The organism is Pseudomonas sp. 2FE (assembly GCF_005503735.1).
Lineage (GTDB): Bacteria > Pseudomonadota > Gammaproteobacteria > Pseudomonadales > Pseudomonadaceae > Aquipseudomonas.
Window position 1 is genome coordinate 74,327 of sequence record NZ_SCMO01000004.1, and the last position, 14,522, is coordinate 88,848.

The window sequence follows — 14,522 nt, forward strand, 5'->3', positions numbered from 1 at the left end:
TGCACCTGCTCTGCGGTTAATACTGTCACCTTATATCCCCTGTTCCGGCGGCCTGAATCCTGTACGCGACTGTACAGGCACCGTACAATGCCGAGCTATTCCTAGCCTTCGCAACCGATATAACGGCCAAACATGCGTACCAGTCAGTATCTGCTCTCGACCCAGAAAGAAACCCCTGCCGACGCCGTAGTCATCAGCCATCAGTTGATGCTGCGCGCCGGCATGATCCGCAAACTGGCGTCAGGCCTCTATACCTGGCTGCCGATGGGCCTGCGCGTGCTGCGCAAGGTGGAAGCCGTGGTGCGTGAGGAGATGAATGCCGCCGGCGCCCTCGAAGTGCTGATGCCACTGGTTCAGCCGGCCGAGCTATGGCAGGAGTCCGGCCGCTGGGAACAGTACGGGCCGGAGCTGCTGCGCCTGAAAGACCGGCATGGCCGCGAATTCTGCGCCGGCCCGACTCACGAAGAAGTCATCACCGATCTAATGCGCAACGAATTGAGCAGCTACAAGCAGCTGCCGATCAACCTGTACCAGATCCAGACCAAATTCCGGGATGAAATTCGCCCACGCTTCGGCTTGATGCGCGGCCGCGAGTTCACCATGAAGGATGCCTACTCCTTCCATATCGATCAGGCCTCGCTGCAAGAAACCTACGACCGCATGCACCAGGCCTACTGCAATGTCTTCACCCGTCTGGGCTTGAACTTCCGCCCGGTACAGGCGGACACCGGCTCGATCGGCGGTACCGGCTCCCACGAGTTCCACGTGTTGGCCGAGTCCGGCGAAGACGATATCGCCTTCAGCGACAACTCCGACTACGCCGCCAACATCGAGAAGGCCGAGGCAATTCCGCGTGAGCAAGCGCGTGGTGCCGCCACCGAAGAACTGCGTCTGCTCGATACGCCGAACGCCAAGACCATTGCCGAACTGGTAGAAGGCTTCAACCTGCGGATCGAAAAAACCATCAAGACCCTGGTTGTGCACGGCGCCGAAGAAGGCAGCTTGATCGCCCTGATCATCCGTGGCGACCACGAACTGAACGAAATCAAAGCCGCCAACCTGGCGCAAGTCGCCAGCCCACTAGTGTTTGCCTCGGAGGCGGAGCTGCGCAACGCCATCGGCGCTGGTGCCGGCTCGCTCGGCCCGCTGAATCTGCCGCTGCCGTGCATCATCGACCGTTCGGTCGCCCTGATGAGCGATTTCGCCATCGGCGCCAACATCGATGACAAACATTACTTCGGCGTCAACTGGGAGCGCGACCTGCCGCTGCCGGAAGTAGCCGACCTGCGTAATGTCGTGGCTGGCGATCCGAGCCCGGATGGCCAGGGCACCCTGGTGATCAAGCGCGGCATCGAAGTCGGGCATATTTTCCAGCTCGGCAGCAAATACAGCGAAGCGATGAACTGTACGGTGATGGGCGAAAACGGTAAGCCGGCCATCCTGACCATGGGTTGCTATGGCATTGGTGTCTCCCGCGTGGTCGCGGCGGCCATCGAGCAAAACAACGATGAGCGCGGGATTCTCTGGAACGATGCCCTGGCGCCCTTCCAAATCGCCCTGGTGCCACTGCGCTATGAAAACGAAGCGGTGCGCGCGGCGACCGATAAGCTCTACGCCGAATTGACTGCTGCGGGCTTCGAAGTTCTGCTCGACGACCGTGACAAAAAGACCAGTCCAGGCATCAAATTTGCCGATATGGAACTGATCGGCATTCCACACCGCGTTGTGGTCAGCGAACGCGGCCTGGCCGAAGGCAATCTGGAATACAAGAACCGCAGCGAAACCGAGGCTCAGGCCGTTCCAGTGGCCGAAACCCTGTCCTTCATCCAGGCCCGTATCCGGCGCTGATCCTAGCCGTTTTCAAGAGCAGTCGCTCACCAAGAGAAGTCATGTTCAAGCGAAGTACCTTATGCCTCATTGGCGCCGCACTCTGCGGCGCCCTCTTTCTCAGCGGCTGCGCCAACCACCTGTCACAACGCAGCGAGCATGAGGAACGAGTCGAGCGCAAACTGCTGAACCACAGCCTGCAAATAGACGTAGGCGAACCTGGAGTCCTCGAACTGCCGCAACGGCGCGTGCGGGTGCAGGAGCAGAAAACCTTTGAGGTCACCGAATTCGAGGTGACTCGCCACTATGATCGCTACACCCCCTACCAGCCCTGGCGCGAACTTTATGAAGTGCCATTGGGCGCGGTCGCGGTGGTCGCCGGTGTCGGGGCCAATGTGCTCAATGTGGTCATGCTCGGCAGCCTGCCGGAAACGGCCACCAAAGACTGGATCAGCTATGGCTTTGCCGGCCTCAACCCCTTTATGAACACCCAGTCCAATGGTCGCTCGCAGCAGAATCTGGCCGGTATCGACGAAAAGCAGCAAGACAAACGCATGGAGTATTCCAGCCTGCCGTGGGCCGAGCGCCCCGTACTGATCAAGGCTGGCCCGCAAACCCACGAGCTGACCACCGATCGCAATGGCATACTGCGTCTGAACCTGCTCGATGGCCCCTTCGCCGAACAGGACGTCAGCCGCGTTGGCAAGCTGCTACTGAGCACTGAAGACGAACAGGACCATACCCGCGCAGATGCCACCTTGCTGGTCAGCCGCACGCTGCGCGGCAAACTGCTGGAAGCCCATGCCCTGATCTTCGACGACCTGGAAGACGACGAGGTTGGGCAGTGGGTGCATCGGGTCAAGCGCCTGTCCGAGCTGGGTCTGGAAGAGGAAGCCAGTGAGCTGGAACAAAGCCTGATCGAACTGACGCGTAACGATCCGGAGTTGCAGCAGGAGTTCCTCAAGTCGCTGATGAAGGACGCCGGCCGCCTGGCTGCCGATCCTGGCGCCAACAACTGAGACGGAAGATGGCGGCGTGTTTTCGCTTCGCACTGTGCTGCCTGCTGCTGTTAGCGCCGCCTGCTGACGCCAACCTGCGTCAGGCTCCGGAGCCGGAACTGCGCAGCTTGCTGCAACGCATGGTGGCCGAGGCGGACAGCTTTGAAGATCGCTTCGATGCTGAGGTCTGGCTGCTGGATATGTCCACACGCCTCACGCGCTACCTGCCAGATGCCGAGGAGCGCCTGACGCTGCTTAAACAGGTGCATCGCGAAGCCAGTAAAGCCGGCCTGAAGCCCGATTTGGTCATCGCCCTGATCCACGCGGAAAGCCACTTCAATCGCTTCGCCATCTCCTCGGTTGGCGCCCAAGGCATGATGCAAGTGATGCCCTTCTGGAAAGGCGAACTGGGCCGCCCGCAAGACAACCTCACCGACAACGCCACCAACCTGCGCTACGGCTGCACCATCCTCAGTTACTACCTGAAAAAGGAACACGGCAACCTCAGCCGCGCCCTCGCCCGCTATAACGGCAGCCTCGGGCAGAACACCTACCCGGCGAAGGTCATCGGGCTCTGGCAAGACTTCTGGTACGTCAAACCCTGAGAGGCTGTTTTGCAATTGTCTGCGCATCGGTGATGCTGCGTTAAAAATGGCTTCGGAATGCTCATTTACAGCTCGTAAACTCCGCCTCCTCTGCCATTTTTGCCTTGCCTGACCTTCGCTCGACGACTTTCAAAACAGCCTCTGCGCGTTTTGGCCGCAGCTGTTAACCACGCACAATAAAGCCGGCAATCCCTTGCAAGGCTTGCTCTTGCAGCTCGACCGCGTCGACCTTGGCTTGCTTCGGCCCCTGTTCCAGCCAAGCCGCCAATTCATGCACCGCGGCCTCTTCACCCTCCAGCAGCACCTCGACCCGACCATCGGCGAGGTTGCGCACCCAGCCATCGAGTTCAAGACGCTCGGCCTGCTCTTCGGTGTGCTGGCGATAGCCCACACCCTGTACCCGACCGCTGACATAACCATGCAAACAAATGCGCGCCATTGCCTCACTCCTTAGCTTGCAACTCGGCTAACCGTTTACTCAGCCCCATCGATGTCTGCTCGCCGAGCAGACGCTCACGTAGTTGGCCCTTTGCATCGACGATATAGGTCACCGGCAGCGCTTCGCTGTGCGGCAGTTGGAAGCGCGCGGCCGGGTCCTGTGCCAACACCGTGAAACGAATCCCCAGCGCCTCAGAGGCCTTACTCAGCTCCTCCCCCTGCAAGCCATCAAAGTTCACCCCAAGCAGGCTGACGGGCTTGCCCTTGAGCTGTTCAGCCAAGGCATTCAATTCTGGAATCTCGGTACGACAAGGCCCACACCATTCGGCCCAGTAATTAATCACCAACCACTGGCCTTCCAGACGCTCAGCCGCTACCTTTCGTCCATGCTGATCGACACCTAGGTCTTCGGCACAGCCGGCCAGCAGAAGCCCGACGAGAATACTTATGACCATTCGCCCTATGCCCCTTTGGAGTCGCGTTCCCATGCAGTCGGTCCTCGTGCACGCAGGGTTGATATGACGCTGGATGCCTTGCGCCTAGAAGTGCCAGAGATCCTCGAAGAGGACGCTGTGCCCCTCGCCGATCTCAATCAGCAACTCGCCGAAGCGCGCCTGCAGCCGCAGGATCATGCGCTGCAACAGGTGTTGAGCCTGTTATTTCGGCTTAATCGCAGCGCCATGACCTTACTCGAAAGGCAACGCGCGCTGCAAAGCTTCAGCGAAGAATACCGCCACTATGCCGCGGCCTACCGCACCGGCATGGCGCCATCGGTCTTGTTCGTGCGCTTTTGCGCTGAGATCGCCACAGGTTTCAAACGCCTGCTACTGCAGATTTTGCAGGGCCACCAGCCCTCACGCCCGCATCTGGCGTGGTGCCTGTATATGGCTCAGCACTTCCTCGCCCAAAGCCTGTTGCGGCACTACCAGCTGTACCAAGAACCACCGGCCAGCCTATGGCGTGATAGCCACCTGCTGTATTGGATCGGCGAACATCAGGAGTGTCTGGATGAGCCCGTCGCCGCCGCCTTCCAACCGCCACCGGCCAGTACCTTGCGTGGCCTCTATCAGCAGATGCTGCTACTGGCCTTGAGCAATCCCTTCCATCTGGCCGAAGGCGAAAGCCCGCTGCTGTTTAGCGCCCTCGCCCCACTGGCCAGCCTCGCTCGCCTGCTGCCCTGGGAGGAGGACGATGATGCCGAGGGCCCAACCGTCGACCTCACCGAAGCGCAGCCTTGTCTAGCCTACGAACAGGCGCCAGAAGGCGACAATCACTACCTGCGCCGCTTCGAACTCGGGGCGTTGTTGGTCGCCCTGCATGAGCCAGCGCCCTTGCAAAGCGCGCTTGAGCGCCAGTTGCTCGAGCGCGTCCGCCACCATTGGCTAGGCCATCAACAGCGCCGCCATGCGCGCTCAGACCAGGTTGGGGATTGCAGCTTGGTCGTCGGCCTAACGGCCATCCACGCCCAACTCCTTGAACATCGTCCCGGCCACTGCGCGGCGCAGATGCTCGATACCAGCCCAGGCGGCGCACGCTTGTTGTGCCATGCCGACCAAGGCCGACAGCTGCCAGTCGGGCAACTGGTTCTGCTGCTCAGTAGCAGTGCCACACCGACCCTGGCGCTGGTGCGTTGGCGGCACCTGAATGTCGAGGGCCTGCACCTCGGTCTGCGTTATTTGAAAGGGCTGCCCCGCCCAGTTTGGCTACGCCGCGCACCCAGCGCGCAAACCCACCCCGGCGTCCTGCAAAGTACCCCGGTGCAGAGCAGTGGTTGGCATCATGGTTTGTGGTTGCCAAACGGGCAGTTCGTTGAGGGGGAGAACCTTTGGCTGCAGTTGGTCAGCGTGCATAACCAGGCCGCCCTGCCGCTGCCCGCCCCCAACCTCGTCACCCCCTCGGTCGCCCGCCACCCTCTGAAGCTGGCGTAGAGGTTGAAACTGCGAGACGGGTCACGTCACCCAGCGGCCAAGCGCACAGTTTGACGGGCACCGTCGTGCTTATACTCGTGCACGACTCATACTCTTCATTCGATCCGCTATCAGCCCGGAAGCCCGCCATGTCCCAAGCCCATGACCAGCTGATCGGCCCAGTGCCGTCCCGAATCGCCGACGCCGCCCGCACGCTAGTCACACCTTACGAAGGGCGGGTAGCCGAATACAACATCGCCGCGTGGCTGCAGCTACCCGGCCTGGCCAATCTGCCGGTGTCTCTGTTGGTCAGCTACCGCGATGGCGACAGTCGCCGCGAGGTGCTGGTGGATCACGGCAAAGTCAGTGCCCAGCACAAAATCCTGCTGTCCGGCATCGCTCGCCTGCCGGTCAAACAGAAGATCCAGGACATGCAGATTTGCCTGCGTTCGGCAGTGCCGGCGCCCAGTTTGACTGTCGAAGAGTTATTCGTGCAGGCCGTGGAACTGGCCAGCGCCGAGAGCCGCCAAGCCCAGGCCTGATGGCCGCTGTGTAGCCCCACACATTAGGGTTTGCTTTTTAGCGCTGCACAACGCTGGAACTGGTTGGAATTGCAACGGCGAGGTCGTTGGCCTCCTGTTCAGCAGTGCCGGCCTGCAGCGACTGTTGCACCAGAGACTCCGGCCACTGCACAAAGCGCAGGCCGGTAAGCCGATTAAGACGCTCCAATGCCTGCTGCGGATCCCACTGCTGCAAGTGGATCACGTTGCCCTTAGTTCTGCTCATAGCACCCATAGTTCCTCGGCCAGTCCGTGCCCCGCTGGCAGTTTGATAGCAATCGCTTACCGAGAGAGCCAAAAGCGTGCCAACCTTCAGATCATCGGCCCTACGGCCTCAGCGCCGGCCTTGAACCTGCGCGGCAGTAGCTATGCGCCGCAAACTGACGTTTTTCGTCATCAGTTGGCTTGCGCACAGCGACCGAGTTTACTTAGTCGCTTGTAGCCATTGCGCCAAGCTAGCGCCAAATAGTGCCGCTTGTTCCTCATGCAACATTTCCAACGCCGCGCGCAGCCCCGGATACCAAGCCTCATCCAGCTGCGCCGGCAGCAGCCCCAGGCGCGGCAATGGCCAAGGACTGTGGCTGAGCAGTTGATGCAGGCTGTACTGCGTCAGATCGCGGCACAGCACCCAGCCCCCGCCACTGGCTCGACAGATCAGTTGCTCGCGCTCGAGGAAATCGAGGATCTCGTCCCACTCGTCCTCCGGTAGCTGCCAACCCTGACTCTGCACATCGCTATGGCGCACCAATTGACCGCGCAGCTGGCAATCATGGAACACCCGCAGAATGCCCAACACCACCAACAGCCTGGGCACCGCACGACGCCGCCAATGCCGCGATGACGACAGGTTGCACACCAACTCGGCACCAAACAGCACGATCAGCCAAGACAGGTAGACCCACAGCAGGAACAGCGGTACGGTCGCGAAGGCGCCGTAGATCAACTGGTAACCGGGAAACAGGCGGACATACAGGCCGAACAGCATCTTCGCCACCTCGAACAACACCGCGGCAAACACCCCACCGAGCAGCGCATGCTTGAGTGGCACCCGAGCGTTGGGCACCGCGGCATAAATCAGCGTGAACGCCGCCACACTGGACAACAGCGGCATGAAGCCAAGCAAGGTCTTGGCCCCGATCAGCGCATCCGGCCCGGAAATCAAGGACAGCGAAGTGATGTAGGTGCTCACCGCGAAGCCGACGCCCAACAGCAGCGGGCCGAGGCTGAGAATCGCCCAATACAGCAAGAAGCTGGAGATGCCACGCCGCGGTTGGCGCACCCGCCAGATGGTGTTGAGCGCCTTCTCCACCGTCACCAGCATGGCAAAGGCGGTCACCGCGAGTAAAACCACACCGATCCAGGTCAGTTGCCGCGCCTGGGTGGTGAAGTCTCTCAGATATTCCTGCACCGTTTCACCGGACGAGGGCAAAAAATTGCGGAAGATAAAATTCTGAATTTCCTCGCCAACCCCCTGAAAAGCCGGGATAGCGGAAAGCATGGCGAAGGTCACCGTCATCATCGGCACCACCGCGAACAGGGTGGTGTAGGTCAATGCCGCAGCGCTATTGGGCCCATGGTCGGCGAGAAAGCGCCGCAGCAGAAAGCGCCAGAATTCCACGACATCATCGAAGCGTTGGCGCATGCCCTCTCCTTAGCGATTGACGAACGCGGCCTAACAGACCGCAAACCTTGCGCCCTGTTCAGACAGAGGCACCGACGCGGTTAGAATAGCCGCCACCTTATGCAAGATGCGACCCGCACATGACCGATCTGACGCTCTATCACAACCCGCGCTGCTCGAAATCCCGCGGCGCGCTGGAACTGCTCGAAGCCCGCGGCCTCGCGCCGACTCTAGTGCGCTATCTGGAAACCCCGCTGAGCGCCGTCGAACTGCAGGACCTGCTGGGCAAGCTCAAGCTGTCTGCACGACAGTTACTGCGCAGCGCCGAGGACGAATACAAAACCCTGAACCTGGCGGATCCCAGCCTCAGTGAAGAACAACTGATCGCCGCCATGGTCGCCCACCCCAAGCTGATCGAGCGGCCGATTCTGGTCGTGGGTAGCAAGGCCATCATCGGCCGCCCGCCGGAGAAAGTGCTGGAGATTCTGCCGTGAGCCAGCCCTACATCCTGGTGCTCTATTACAGCCGCAACGGCGCCACCGCCGAGATGGCCCGACAGATTGCCCGCGGCGTCGAGCTGACCGGCATGGAAGCGCGCCTGCGCACGGTGCCGGTGGTCTCCACCGAGTGCGAAGCCATAGCCCCAGCCATTCCTGCCGAAGGTGCGCTCTACGCCAGCCTGGATGACCTGAAAAACTGCGCAGGCCTGCTCTTAGGCAGCCCGACCCGCTTCGGCAATATGGCCGCGCCGCTGAAATACTTCCTCGACGGCACCAGCAGTCTCTGGCTGACCGGCGGGCTGGTCGGCAAACCGGCCGGCGTCTTCACCTCCACCGCCAGCCTGCACGGCGGTCAGGAGACTACCCTGCTGTCCATGCTGCTACCGCTGCTGCACCACGGCATGCTGATCACCGGTCTGCCTTACAGCGAGCAGGCACTGTTCGAGACCCGCGGCGGCGGCACGCCCTACGGCGCCAGCCACCATGCCGGCACCGATGGCAAACGCCCGCTGGATGAACACGAGATCGCCCTGTGCCGCACCCTCGGCCAACGCCTGGCACAGACCGCGCAGCGTTTGGAGAACCACCGTGGCTAAAACTCCAAAGCCCCTACCGGCCCTGAGTTGGCTGGCGCCACGCCTGGCCCTCAGCCGCGCGCTCAGTTTGCTCAGCTTTGGCGGCTTAGCGCTGTTGCTGCTGATCTGGAACCTGGTCTACGCCGACCTGCATGGCGCGCGCCCCTGGGTGATTTTGAGCATCGAACTGGCGCCCCTGCTGATACTCGCCCCCGGTTTACTGCTCGGCAGCGCGCGGGCTCACGCCTGGACCTGCTTCGTGGTCAACCTGTACTTCATCAAAGGCGTGCTCGCCGCCTTCGATCCCAGTCGCAGCCGGCTCGGCTGGACCGAAGCGCTGCTCAGCCTGACGCTGTTCTGCGCGGCGCTGCTCTATACGCGCTGGCGCTTCCAGTACGACCGTAAACTGGCGGGCGAAAGCTGACTCCGTAGGGTGCACTCGCCCGCAGGGCAGTGCACCGCTCGCGGCTTGGTGGATTGCCGCAGCGCGGCGAATCCACCCTACGGCCTACCAGCCGAGGATTTCTTTCAGGAAGGGAATGGTCAGCTTGCGTTGCGCCTGCAGGGAGGCCTGATCCAAGCGTTCCAGCAGTTCGAACAACGCGCTCATGCTGCGCGTGCCGCGCGTGAGGATGAAGCGGCCGACTTCGTCGGTCAGGTGCAGGCCACGACGCGAGGCACGCAGTTGCAAGGCGCGCAGCTTGTCTTCGTCGGACAGTGACTGCAGCTGGAAGACCAGCGCCAGGGTCAGGCGTGACTGCAGGTCTGGCAATTGCACCGGCAGCTCCCGTGGCGACGCGGCGGCGGCCAGCAGCAACCTGCGACCACTGTCACGCAGACGGTTGAACAGGTGAAACAGCGCCTCCTCCCAGTCGGCGCGCCCGGCAACCGCATCCAGATCATCCAGACAGACCAGCTCGCACTGCTCCAGGTTGTCCAGCAGCTCCGGGCCGTAATCCGCCACCTCCGCCAACGGCAGATACACCGCCTGCTCGTCACGTTGCTCAAAGCGCAAACAGGCGGCCTGCAGCAGATGGCTGCGACCGACGCCGTCACCACCCCAGAGGTAGATCAGACTCTCCGCCCAGCCGGCCTCGGCCTCGCAGAGGCGTTCGACATAGCCGAGCGCCGCGGCATTCGCGCCGGGATAGTAGTTGGCAAAGGTGGCGTCGTCGCGCAGACGCACGCCCAGAGGGAGCTGAATCGGCTTCATGCAGGGCTGGGCGGCTCGTCGGAACCGCCGGGGGACTCTCGATAAAGAGTGGAAAGTTTATAGAAATCATGAGCATGACGCAGCAATACCATGATCACCGCGGCAACCGGCAGCGCCAATAGTACGCCAGTGAAGCCAAATAACTGGCCGCCCGCGAGAATCGCAAAGATCACCGCCACCGGATGCAGGCCGATGCGATCGCCCACCAACAAGGGCGTTAGCAGCATGCCTTCGAGCAATTGACCGGCCATGAAGACCGCGGCAATCCCCAGCAGGGGATAAAACTCACCGCCAAACTGAAACAGCCCGGCAGTGACCGCGGCACCCATGCCCACGACAAAACCCATGTAGGGCACGATGCTGGCCAAGCCGGCGAGCAGGCCGATCAACAGCCCCAACTCCAGGCCTACCAGCATCAAACCGCTGGCGTAGATAATCCCCAGCGCCAGCATCACCAGCAACTGGCCACGCAGGAAGGCGCCCAGCACTTCATGGCACTCGCCAATCAGTTGCACGACCCAACCTTCGCGGCTGCGTGGCAGCAGGCTGCGCAGCTTGGCCACCAGCAGGTCCCAGTCCCGCAGCAGATAAAAACTCACCACCGGAATCAGCAGCAAGTTGCCCAGCCAACCGAGCAACGCCAAACTCGATGCGGTGGCCTGCGCCAGCACGGCCCCAACGATATCGGTGGTCTTGCCCAGATGCTCGGAAAAAGCCGCCTTGAGCTGATCGAAACGCCAGAAACCATCCGCCAGACCCAGTTGCGCCTGCGCCCAAGGCAAGGCCGTATGCTGCAACCAGTCGAGCATCTGCGGCGCCAACTCATAGAGGCGCAGCAACTGCCGGCCCAACAGCGGCAGCAGCACCAAGAGCAGCACCAGTAAAACCAGGCTGAACAAGCCGAACACCACGACCACCGCCCAGGTGCGCGAAAGCTTCCAGCGCTCCAACCGATCCACCAGCGGATCGCCCATGTAGGCCAGCAACACGCCAATCAGAAAGGGCGAAAGAATCGGCTGCAACAGGTACAGCAGCCAACCGAGCAGAAACAGCCCGGCAATCCATAGCCAGTGACGTGAATCAGTCATGCTCAAAGCCTCGCAACAGGAAACTTACCCAGCCCAGGCCGGATGACTACCAACGGTAACGCAGTACAGCCGCACGCGGCTGTTGCATGGGCGCCGCAACGGCCGTCGGGGCCTGCCCGGCCTCTACCGATGCAGCCTCGGCCGGCATTTCCTGTAGATGCGCCAGGGCCAGTTGCGCACGCAACTGCTCGGCGCTGGCCTTGACCTGATAGCTCAGCCGCTCGCCTTCGACCTTCTGCAGACGGGCGTCGAACGGTTCGAGCAAGCGTTGCAGCTCGGCGTAACGGGCCAGAGTGGCGCCCTGCACCTCCAGGATCAGGCTCTCGGCCGCGCCCGGAGCGGCGACAAAGCGCGGCGCCAGGCGCTCGCTGATGGCCAAAAACACCGCATCCGCCAGCGCATCCGCGTCGGCGCCCTGGGCGCTGCCCTGCTCGCGGCTATCGCCTAGCCACAGGCGCCACTGTGCCTGCCACTGGCCCGCCTCCTCATGGCTATTGACCGCCAGCAAGGCATCCGCCGCATAGCGCTCGGAGGCCGGACGCAGCGCATCGGGCTGGGTGGCAGTGAGGTTTTCCGCCGTAGCGAGCAGTTGCTCATTCAAATCCGCCAGTGGCAGGCGCAGCGGCAAACCACGGTGCTGGGCGGCACGGCGCAACGGCGCGGCACTGGCTTGGCCGTCACCGACCAGACTGGCGCCTTCATTGGCATTATTCAGCCACCACACCAGGATCGCCGGGCGGTTGGTGCCCCATAACGACAAGCCGGCTTGGCGCAAGCTGCGGTCGCTGCTGACCGGGTCGAAGTCGACCACCAGCAACTGCGGCGGGCCAGTTTCGTAGCCGTACTGGCTGATCAACTGTTGTGGATCCTTGCGCAATTCGGCCAGGGCCGGGTTGCTCGGCGCCTGGCTATCACCGGTGAGACGCAACACCAGCGTGTCCAACGCGCGGCTCAGCGCGGCGGCGCGCTCCTCGGGTTGCTGGCTGGCGACCGGCTCGCGCACCTGATACAGGTCGCCGACCGTTTCGGCAAAAGACGGCAGGCTGATAAGCGACAGACAGAGGACAAACAGGCGGGCAATGGCGCGCATTGGGCTCTCGCAAGACTTAAGGGTTAAATATAAAGGCTCTACCTTAAACAGCCGCCCGCAGACCGGCAACCAGCGCCTGCCTGACAACCCAGCAGCCGGCACTCTCGCTAGCCCCGATTGGCGCTGATCTTCACCAGGCCTTTTGCCCAGCGCCGGCTGAACCCAGCCCCCATTTCGCTCGATAGGGCGCGCTTTCGCGACTGATTTGCCCGGGTATCACCGCAGTTCGTCGGCTTAACTACCCGGCAAACCCGCCACTACCCACTTGAGTGGCAGGCTCCGATGGCCGCTGGCGGGCAAGCCTGATAAAATCGCGCGCCTTCGCAGACCGGCTTCGGCAGCACCCGGTCGATCCCCGAACTTCCCTTAAAGGCCCTGGATCTATGAGCAAGCAACCCTCCATTAGCTACAAGGACGCCGGTGTAGATATCGACGCGGGCGAAGCCCTGGTCGAACGCATCAAAAGCGTGGCCAAGCGCACCGCACGTCCGGAAGTGATGGGCGGCCTGGGCGGCTTCGGCGCCCTCTGCGAGATCCCCGCCGGCTACAAGCAGCCGGTACTGGTCTCCGGCACCGATGGCGTCGGCACCAAGCTGCGCCTGGCGCTGAACCTGAACAAGCACGACAGCATCGGCATCGACCTGGTCGCCATGTGCGTCAATGACTTGGTGGTGTGCGGCGCCGAGCCGCTGTTCTTCCTCGACTACTACGCCACCGGCAAGCTCAACGTCGACACCGCCGCCCAAGTGGTCACCGGCATCGGCGCCGGCTGCGAGCTGGCCGGCTGCTCCCTGGTCGGCGGTGAAACTGCCGAGATGCCCGGCATGTACGAAGGCGAAGACTACGACCTGGCCGGCTTCTGCGTCGGCGTGGTGGAGAAAGCCGAGATCATCGACGGCTCCAAGGTGCAGGCCGGCGATGCCCTCATCGCCCTGCCCTCCTCCGGTCCGCACTCCAACGGCTATTCGCTGATCCGCAAGATCATCGAAGTCGCCGGTGCCGACATCGAAAACATCCAGCTCGACGGCAAGCCGCTCACCGAGCTGCTGATGGCGCCGACCCGGATCTACGTCAAACCGCTGCTCAAGCTGATCAAAGACACCGGCGCGGTCAAAGCCATGGCCCATATCACCGGCGGCGGTCTGCTGGATAACATCCCGCGCGTGCTGCCGGAAGGCGCGCAAGCGGTGGTCGATGTGGCCAGCTGGAAACGCCCGGCGGTGTTCGACTGGCTGCAAGAGCAAGGCAACGTCGACGAAGTGGAGATGCACCGCGTCCTCAACTGCGGCGTGGGCATGGTCATCTGCGTCGCTCAAGAGCAGGTCGAGACCGCGCTGCAAACCCTGCGCGAGGCCGGCGAACAGCCTTGGCTGATTGGCCAGATCGCCGCCAGCGCGCAAGGCGCGGAGCGTGTGGTACTGAACAACCTGAAAGGTCACTGATGCCGGCACGCTGCGATGTAGTCGTGCTGATCTCTGGCTCCGGCAGCAACCTGCAGGCGCTGATCGACACTCTCCAGGCCGGTGACAATCCGGCCCGGATTCGCGCAGTGATCGCCAACCGCGCCGACGCCTATGGCCTGGAGCGGGCGAAAGCCGCCGGCATCGACACCCAAGTCCTCGATCACAAAACCTTTGCCGGCCGCGAGGCCTTCGATGCGGCGCTGATCGAGCTGATCGACACCTTCACGCCGCAACTGGTGGTGCTGGCGGGCTTTATGCGCATCCTCAGCCCGGACTTCGTCCGCCACTACCAAGGCCGCCTGCTGAATATCCACCCCTCGCTGCTGCCCAAATACAAGGGCCTGCACACGCACCAGCGGGCATTGGAGGCTGGCGACCGGGAGCACGGTTGCAGCGTGCACTTCGTCACCGAGGAACTCGATGGCGGTCCTCTGGTCGTACAAGCGGTAATCCCGGTACGGTCGGATGACTCGCCGGAAAGCCTGGCCGCCCGCGTGCATGTGCAGGAACACCAGATTTACCCGTTGGCCGTGCGCTGGTTTGCCGAAGGCCGCTTGCATCTTGGTCCACAGGGCGCAATGCTGGATGGCCAGCCCCTACCGGCCACCGGCCATCTGATTCGAACCTAGGAGACTCT

General features: G+C 62.4%; 17 protein-coding genes. 10 read left to right on the plus strand and 7 right to left on the minus strand.

Annotation, left to right across the window (positions count from 1 at the left end; translation table 11 throughout):
• Positions 1–132 precede the first annotated feature (132 nt).
• From FFS12_RS09485 to FFS12_RS09495, 3 genes are read left to right on the plus strand one after another with little or no spacing between them, the layout of a single operon-like run.
• Positions 133–1,848 (plus strand): proline--tRNA ligase, encoded by a 1,716-nt coding sequence (locus tag FFS12_RS09485; protein ID WP_137886608.1) that lies wholly within the window; start codon positions 133–135, stop codon positions 1,846–1,848.
• A 41-nt stretch (positions 1,849–1,889) separates the two neighbouring features.
• Positions 1,890–2,846, plus strand: coding sequence for a hypothetical protein (locus FFS12_RS09490; RefSeq protein ID WP_137886609.1), 957 nt, complete (start codon positions 1,890–1,892; stop codon positions 2,844–2,846).
• A gap of 8 nt (positions 2,847–2,854) precedes the next feature.
• Complete coding sequence (locus FFS12_RS09495) at positions 2,855–3,430, plus strand: transglycosylase SLT domain-containing protein (protein WP_137886610.1); 576 nt, start codon at positions 2,855–2,857, stop codon at positions 3,428–3,430.
• Positions 3,431–3,593: 163 nt separating this feature from the next.
• On the opposite strand, the gene FFS12_RS09505 is transcribed toward FFS12_RS09495, so the two are convergent.
• Together FFS12_RS09505 and FFS12_RS09510 are read right to left on the minus strand one after the other, a co-directional pair.
• Positions 3,594–3,869 carry an acylphosphatase gene (locus FFS12_RS09505; RefSeq protein WP_137886611.1) on the minus strand — a complete coding sequence of 92 codons (276 nt, stop codon included), beginning with the start codon at positions 3,867–3,869 and terminating at the stop codon, positions 3,594–3,596.
• Between the two features lie 4 nt (positions 3,870–3,873).
• Positions 3,874–4,323, minus strand: coding sequence for a TlpA disulfide reductase family protein (locus tag FFS12_RS09510; protein ID WP_256657338.1), 450 nt, complete (start codon positions 4,321–4,323; stop codon positions 3,874–3,876).
• A 63-nt stretch (positions 4,324–4,386) separates the two neighbouring features.
• Here FFS12_RS09510 and FFS12_RS09515 point away from each other — a divergent pair, with 63 nt between their 5' ends.
• Positions 4,387–5,796, plus strand: a complete 1,410-nt coding sequence (locus FFS12_RS09515; RefSeq protein WP_137886613.1) for a PilZ domain-containing protein — start codon at positions 4,387–4,389, stop codon at positions 5,794–5,796.
• 128 nt (positions 5,797–5,924) lie between these two features.
• Entirely contained in the window at positions 5,925–6,317 is a 393-nt protein-coding gene (locus FFS12_RS09520; protein WP_137886614.1) for a hypothetical protein, read from the plus strand.
• Between the two features lie 37 nt (positions 6,318–6,354).
• On the opposite strand, the gene FFS12_RS09525 is transcribed toward FFS12_RS09520, so the two are convergent.
• Positions 6,355–6,561: a hypothetical protein gene (locus tag FFS12_RS09525; RefSeq protein ID WP_137886615.1), complete on the minus strand. Its 207-nt coding sequence runs from the start codon at positions 6,559–6,561 to the stop codon at positions 6,355–6,357.
• Positions 6,562–6,759: 198 nt separating this feature from the next.
• Positions 6,760–7,977: a virulence factor BrkB family protein gene (locus tag FFS12_RS09530; RefSeq protein WP_137886616.1), complete on the minus strand. Its 1,218-nt coding sequence runs from the start codon at positions 7,975–7,977 to the stop codon at positions 6,760–6,762.
• Between the two features lie 119 nt (positions 7,978–8,096).
• On the opposite strand from FFS12_RS09530, the gene arsC reads away from it, so the two are divergent.
• Genes arsC through FFS12_RS09545 form a run of 3 tightly spaced genes read left to right on the plus strand, consistent with a single transcriptional unit; the run spans position 8,097 to position 9,455 of the window.
• Positions 8,097–8,450 (plus strand): arsenate reductase (glutaredoxin), encoded by a 354-nt coding sequence (gene arsC, locus FFS12_RS09535; protein WP_137886617.1) that lies wholly within the window; start codon positions 8,097–8,099, stop codon positions 8,448–8,450.
• A complete protein-coding gene (gene wrbA, locus FFS12_RS09540; protein WP_137886618.1) occupies positions 8,447–9,052 on the plus strand; it encodes an NAD(P)H:quinone oxidoreductase in 606 nt (201 codons plus the stop codon). Before arsC ends, wrbA begins: the two co-directional genes overlap by 4 nt.
• A complete protein-coding gene (locus tag FFS12_RS09545) occupies positions 9,045–9,455 on the plus strand; it encodes a DUF2069 domain-containing protein (RefSeq protein WP_137886619.1) in 411 nt (136 codons plus the stop codon). Before wrbA ends, FFS12_RS09545 begins: the two co-directional genes overlap by 8 nt.
• An 84-nt stretch (positions 9,456–9,539) precedes the next feature.
• On the opposite strand, the gene hda is transcribed toward FFS12_RS09545, so the two are convergent.
• From hda to FFS12_RS09560, 3 genes are read right to left on the minus strand one after another with little or no spacing between them, the layout of a single operon-like run.
• Positions 9,540–10,244, minus strand: a complete 705-nt coding sequence (hda, locus tag FFS12_RS09550; protein ID WP_137820600.1) for a DnaA regulatory inactivator Hda — start codon at positions 10,242–10,244, stop codon at positions 9,540–9,542.
• A complete protein-coding gene (locus FFS12_RS09555; RefSeq protein ID WP_137886620.1) occupies positions 10,241–11,332 on the minus strand; it encodes an AI-2E family transporter in 1,092 nt (363 codons plus the stop codon). Before FFS12_RS09555 ends, hda begins: the two co-directional genes overlap by 4 nt.
• 46 nt (positions 11,333–11,378) lie before the next feature.
• A complete protein-coding gene (locus FFS12_RS09560; protein ID WP_137886621.1) occupies positions 11,379–12,422 on the minus strand; it encodes a DUF2066 domain-containing protein in 1,044 nt (347 codons plus the stop codon).
• A gap of 383 nt (positions 12,423–12,805) precedes the next feature.
• Here FFS12_RS09560 and purM point away from each other — a divergent pair, with 383 nt between their 5' ends.
• Both purM and purN read left to right on the plus strand, forming a co-directional pair.
• Positions 12,806–13,864: a phosphoribosylformylglycinamidine cyclo-ligase gene (gene purM, locus FFS12_RS09565; protein WP_137886622.1), complete on the plus strand. Its 1,059-nt coding sequence runs from the start codon at positions 12,806–12,808 to the stop codon at positions 13,862–13,864.
• The gene (purN, locus tag FFS12_RS09570) at positions 13,864–14,514 is read left to right on the plus strand and encodes a phosphoribosylglycinamide formyltransferase (RefSeq protein WP_137886623.1); all 651 of its coding nucleotides are present in this window, start codon (positions 13,864–13,866) and stop codon (positions 14,512–14,514) included. Before purM ends, purN begins: the two co-directional genes overlap by 1 nt.
• Positions 14,515–14,522 lie beyond the last annotated feature (8 nt).

Coding starts and splice junctions, on each gene's coding strand:
- FFS12_RS09485 (WP_137886608.1), top strand. CDS start 133: ATGCGTACCAGTCAGTATCTGCTCTCGACCCAGAAAGAAACCCCTGCC.
- FFS12_RS09490 (WP_137886609.1), top strand. CDS start 1,890: ATGTTCAAGCGAAGTACCTTATGCCTCATTGGCGCCGCACTCTGCGGC.
- FFS12_RS09495 (WP_137886610.1), top strand. CDS start 2,855: ATGGCGGCGTGTTTTCGCTTCGCACTGTGCTGCCTGCTGCTGTTAGCG.
- FFS12_RS09505 (WP_137886611.1), bottom strand. CDS start 3,869: ATGGCGCGCATTTGTTTGCATGGTTATGTCAGCGGTCGGGTACAGGGT.
- FFS12_RS09510 (WP_256657338.1), bottom strand. CDS start 4,323: ATGGTCATAAGTATTCTCGTCGGGCTTCTGCTGGCCGGCTGTGCCGAA.
- FFS12_RS09515 (WP_137886613.1), top strand. CDS start 4,387: ATGACGCTGGATGCCTTGCGCCTAGAAGTGCCAGAGATCCTCGAAGAG.
- FFS12_RS09520 (WP_137886614.1), top strand. CDS start 5,925: ATGTCCCAAGCCCATGACCAGCTGATCGGCCCAGTGCCGTCCCGAATC.
- FFS12_RS09525 (WP_137886615.1), bottom strand. CDS start 6,561: ATGAGCAGAACTAAGGGCAACGTGATCCACTTGCAGCAGTGGGATCCG.
- FFS12_RS09530 (WP_137886616.1), bottom strand. CDS start 7,977: ATGCGCCAACGCTTCGATGATGTCGTGGAATTCTGGCGCTTTCTGCTG.
- arsC (WP_137886617.1), top strand. CDS start 8,097: ATGACCGATCTGACGCTCTATCACAACCCGCGCTGCTCGAAATCCCGC.
- hda (WP_137820600.1), bottom strand. CDS start 10,244: ATGAAGCCGATTCAGCTCCCTCTGGGCGTGCGTCTGCGCGACGACGCC.
- FFS12_RS09555 (WP_137886620.1), bottom strand. CDS start 11,332: ATGACTGATTCACGTCACTGGCTATGGATTGCCGGGCTGTTTCTGCTC.
- FFS12_RS09560 (WP_137886621.1), bottom strand. CDS start 12,422: ATGCGCGCCATTGCCCGCCTGTTTGTCCTCTGTCTGTCGCTTATCAGC.
- purM (WP_137886622.1), top strand. CDS start 12,806: ATGAGCAAGCAACCCTCCATTAGCTACAAGGACGCCGGTGTAGATATC.
- purN (WP_137886623.1), top strand. CDS start 13,864: ATGCCGGCACGCTGCGATGTAGTCGTGCTGATCTCTGGCTCCGGCAGC.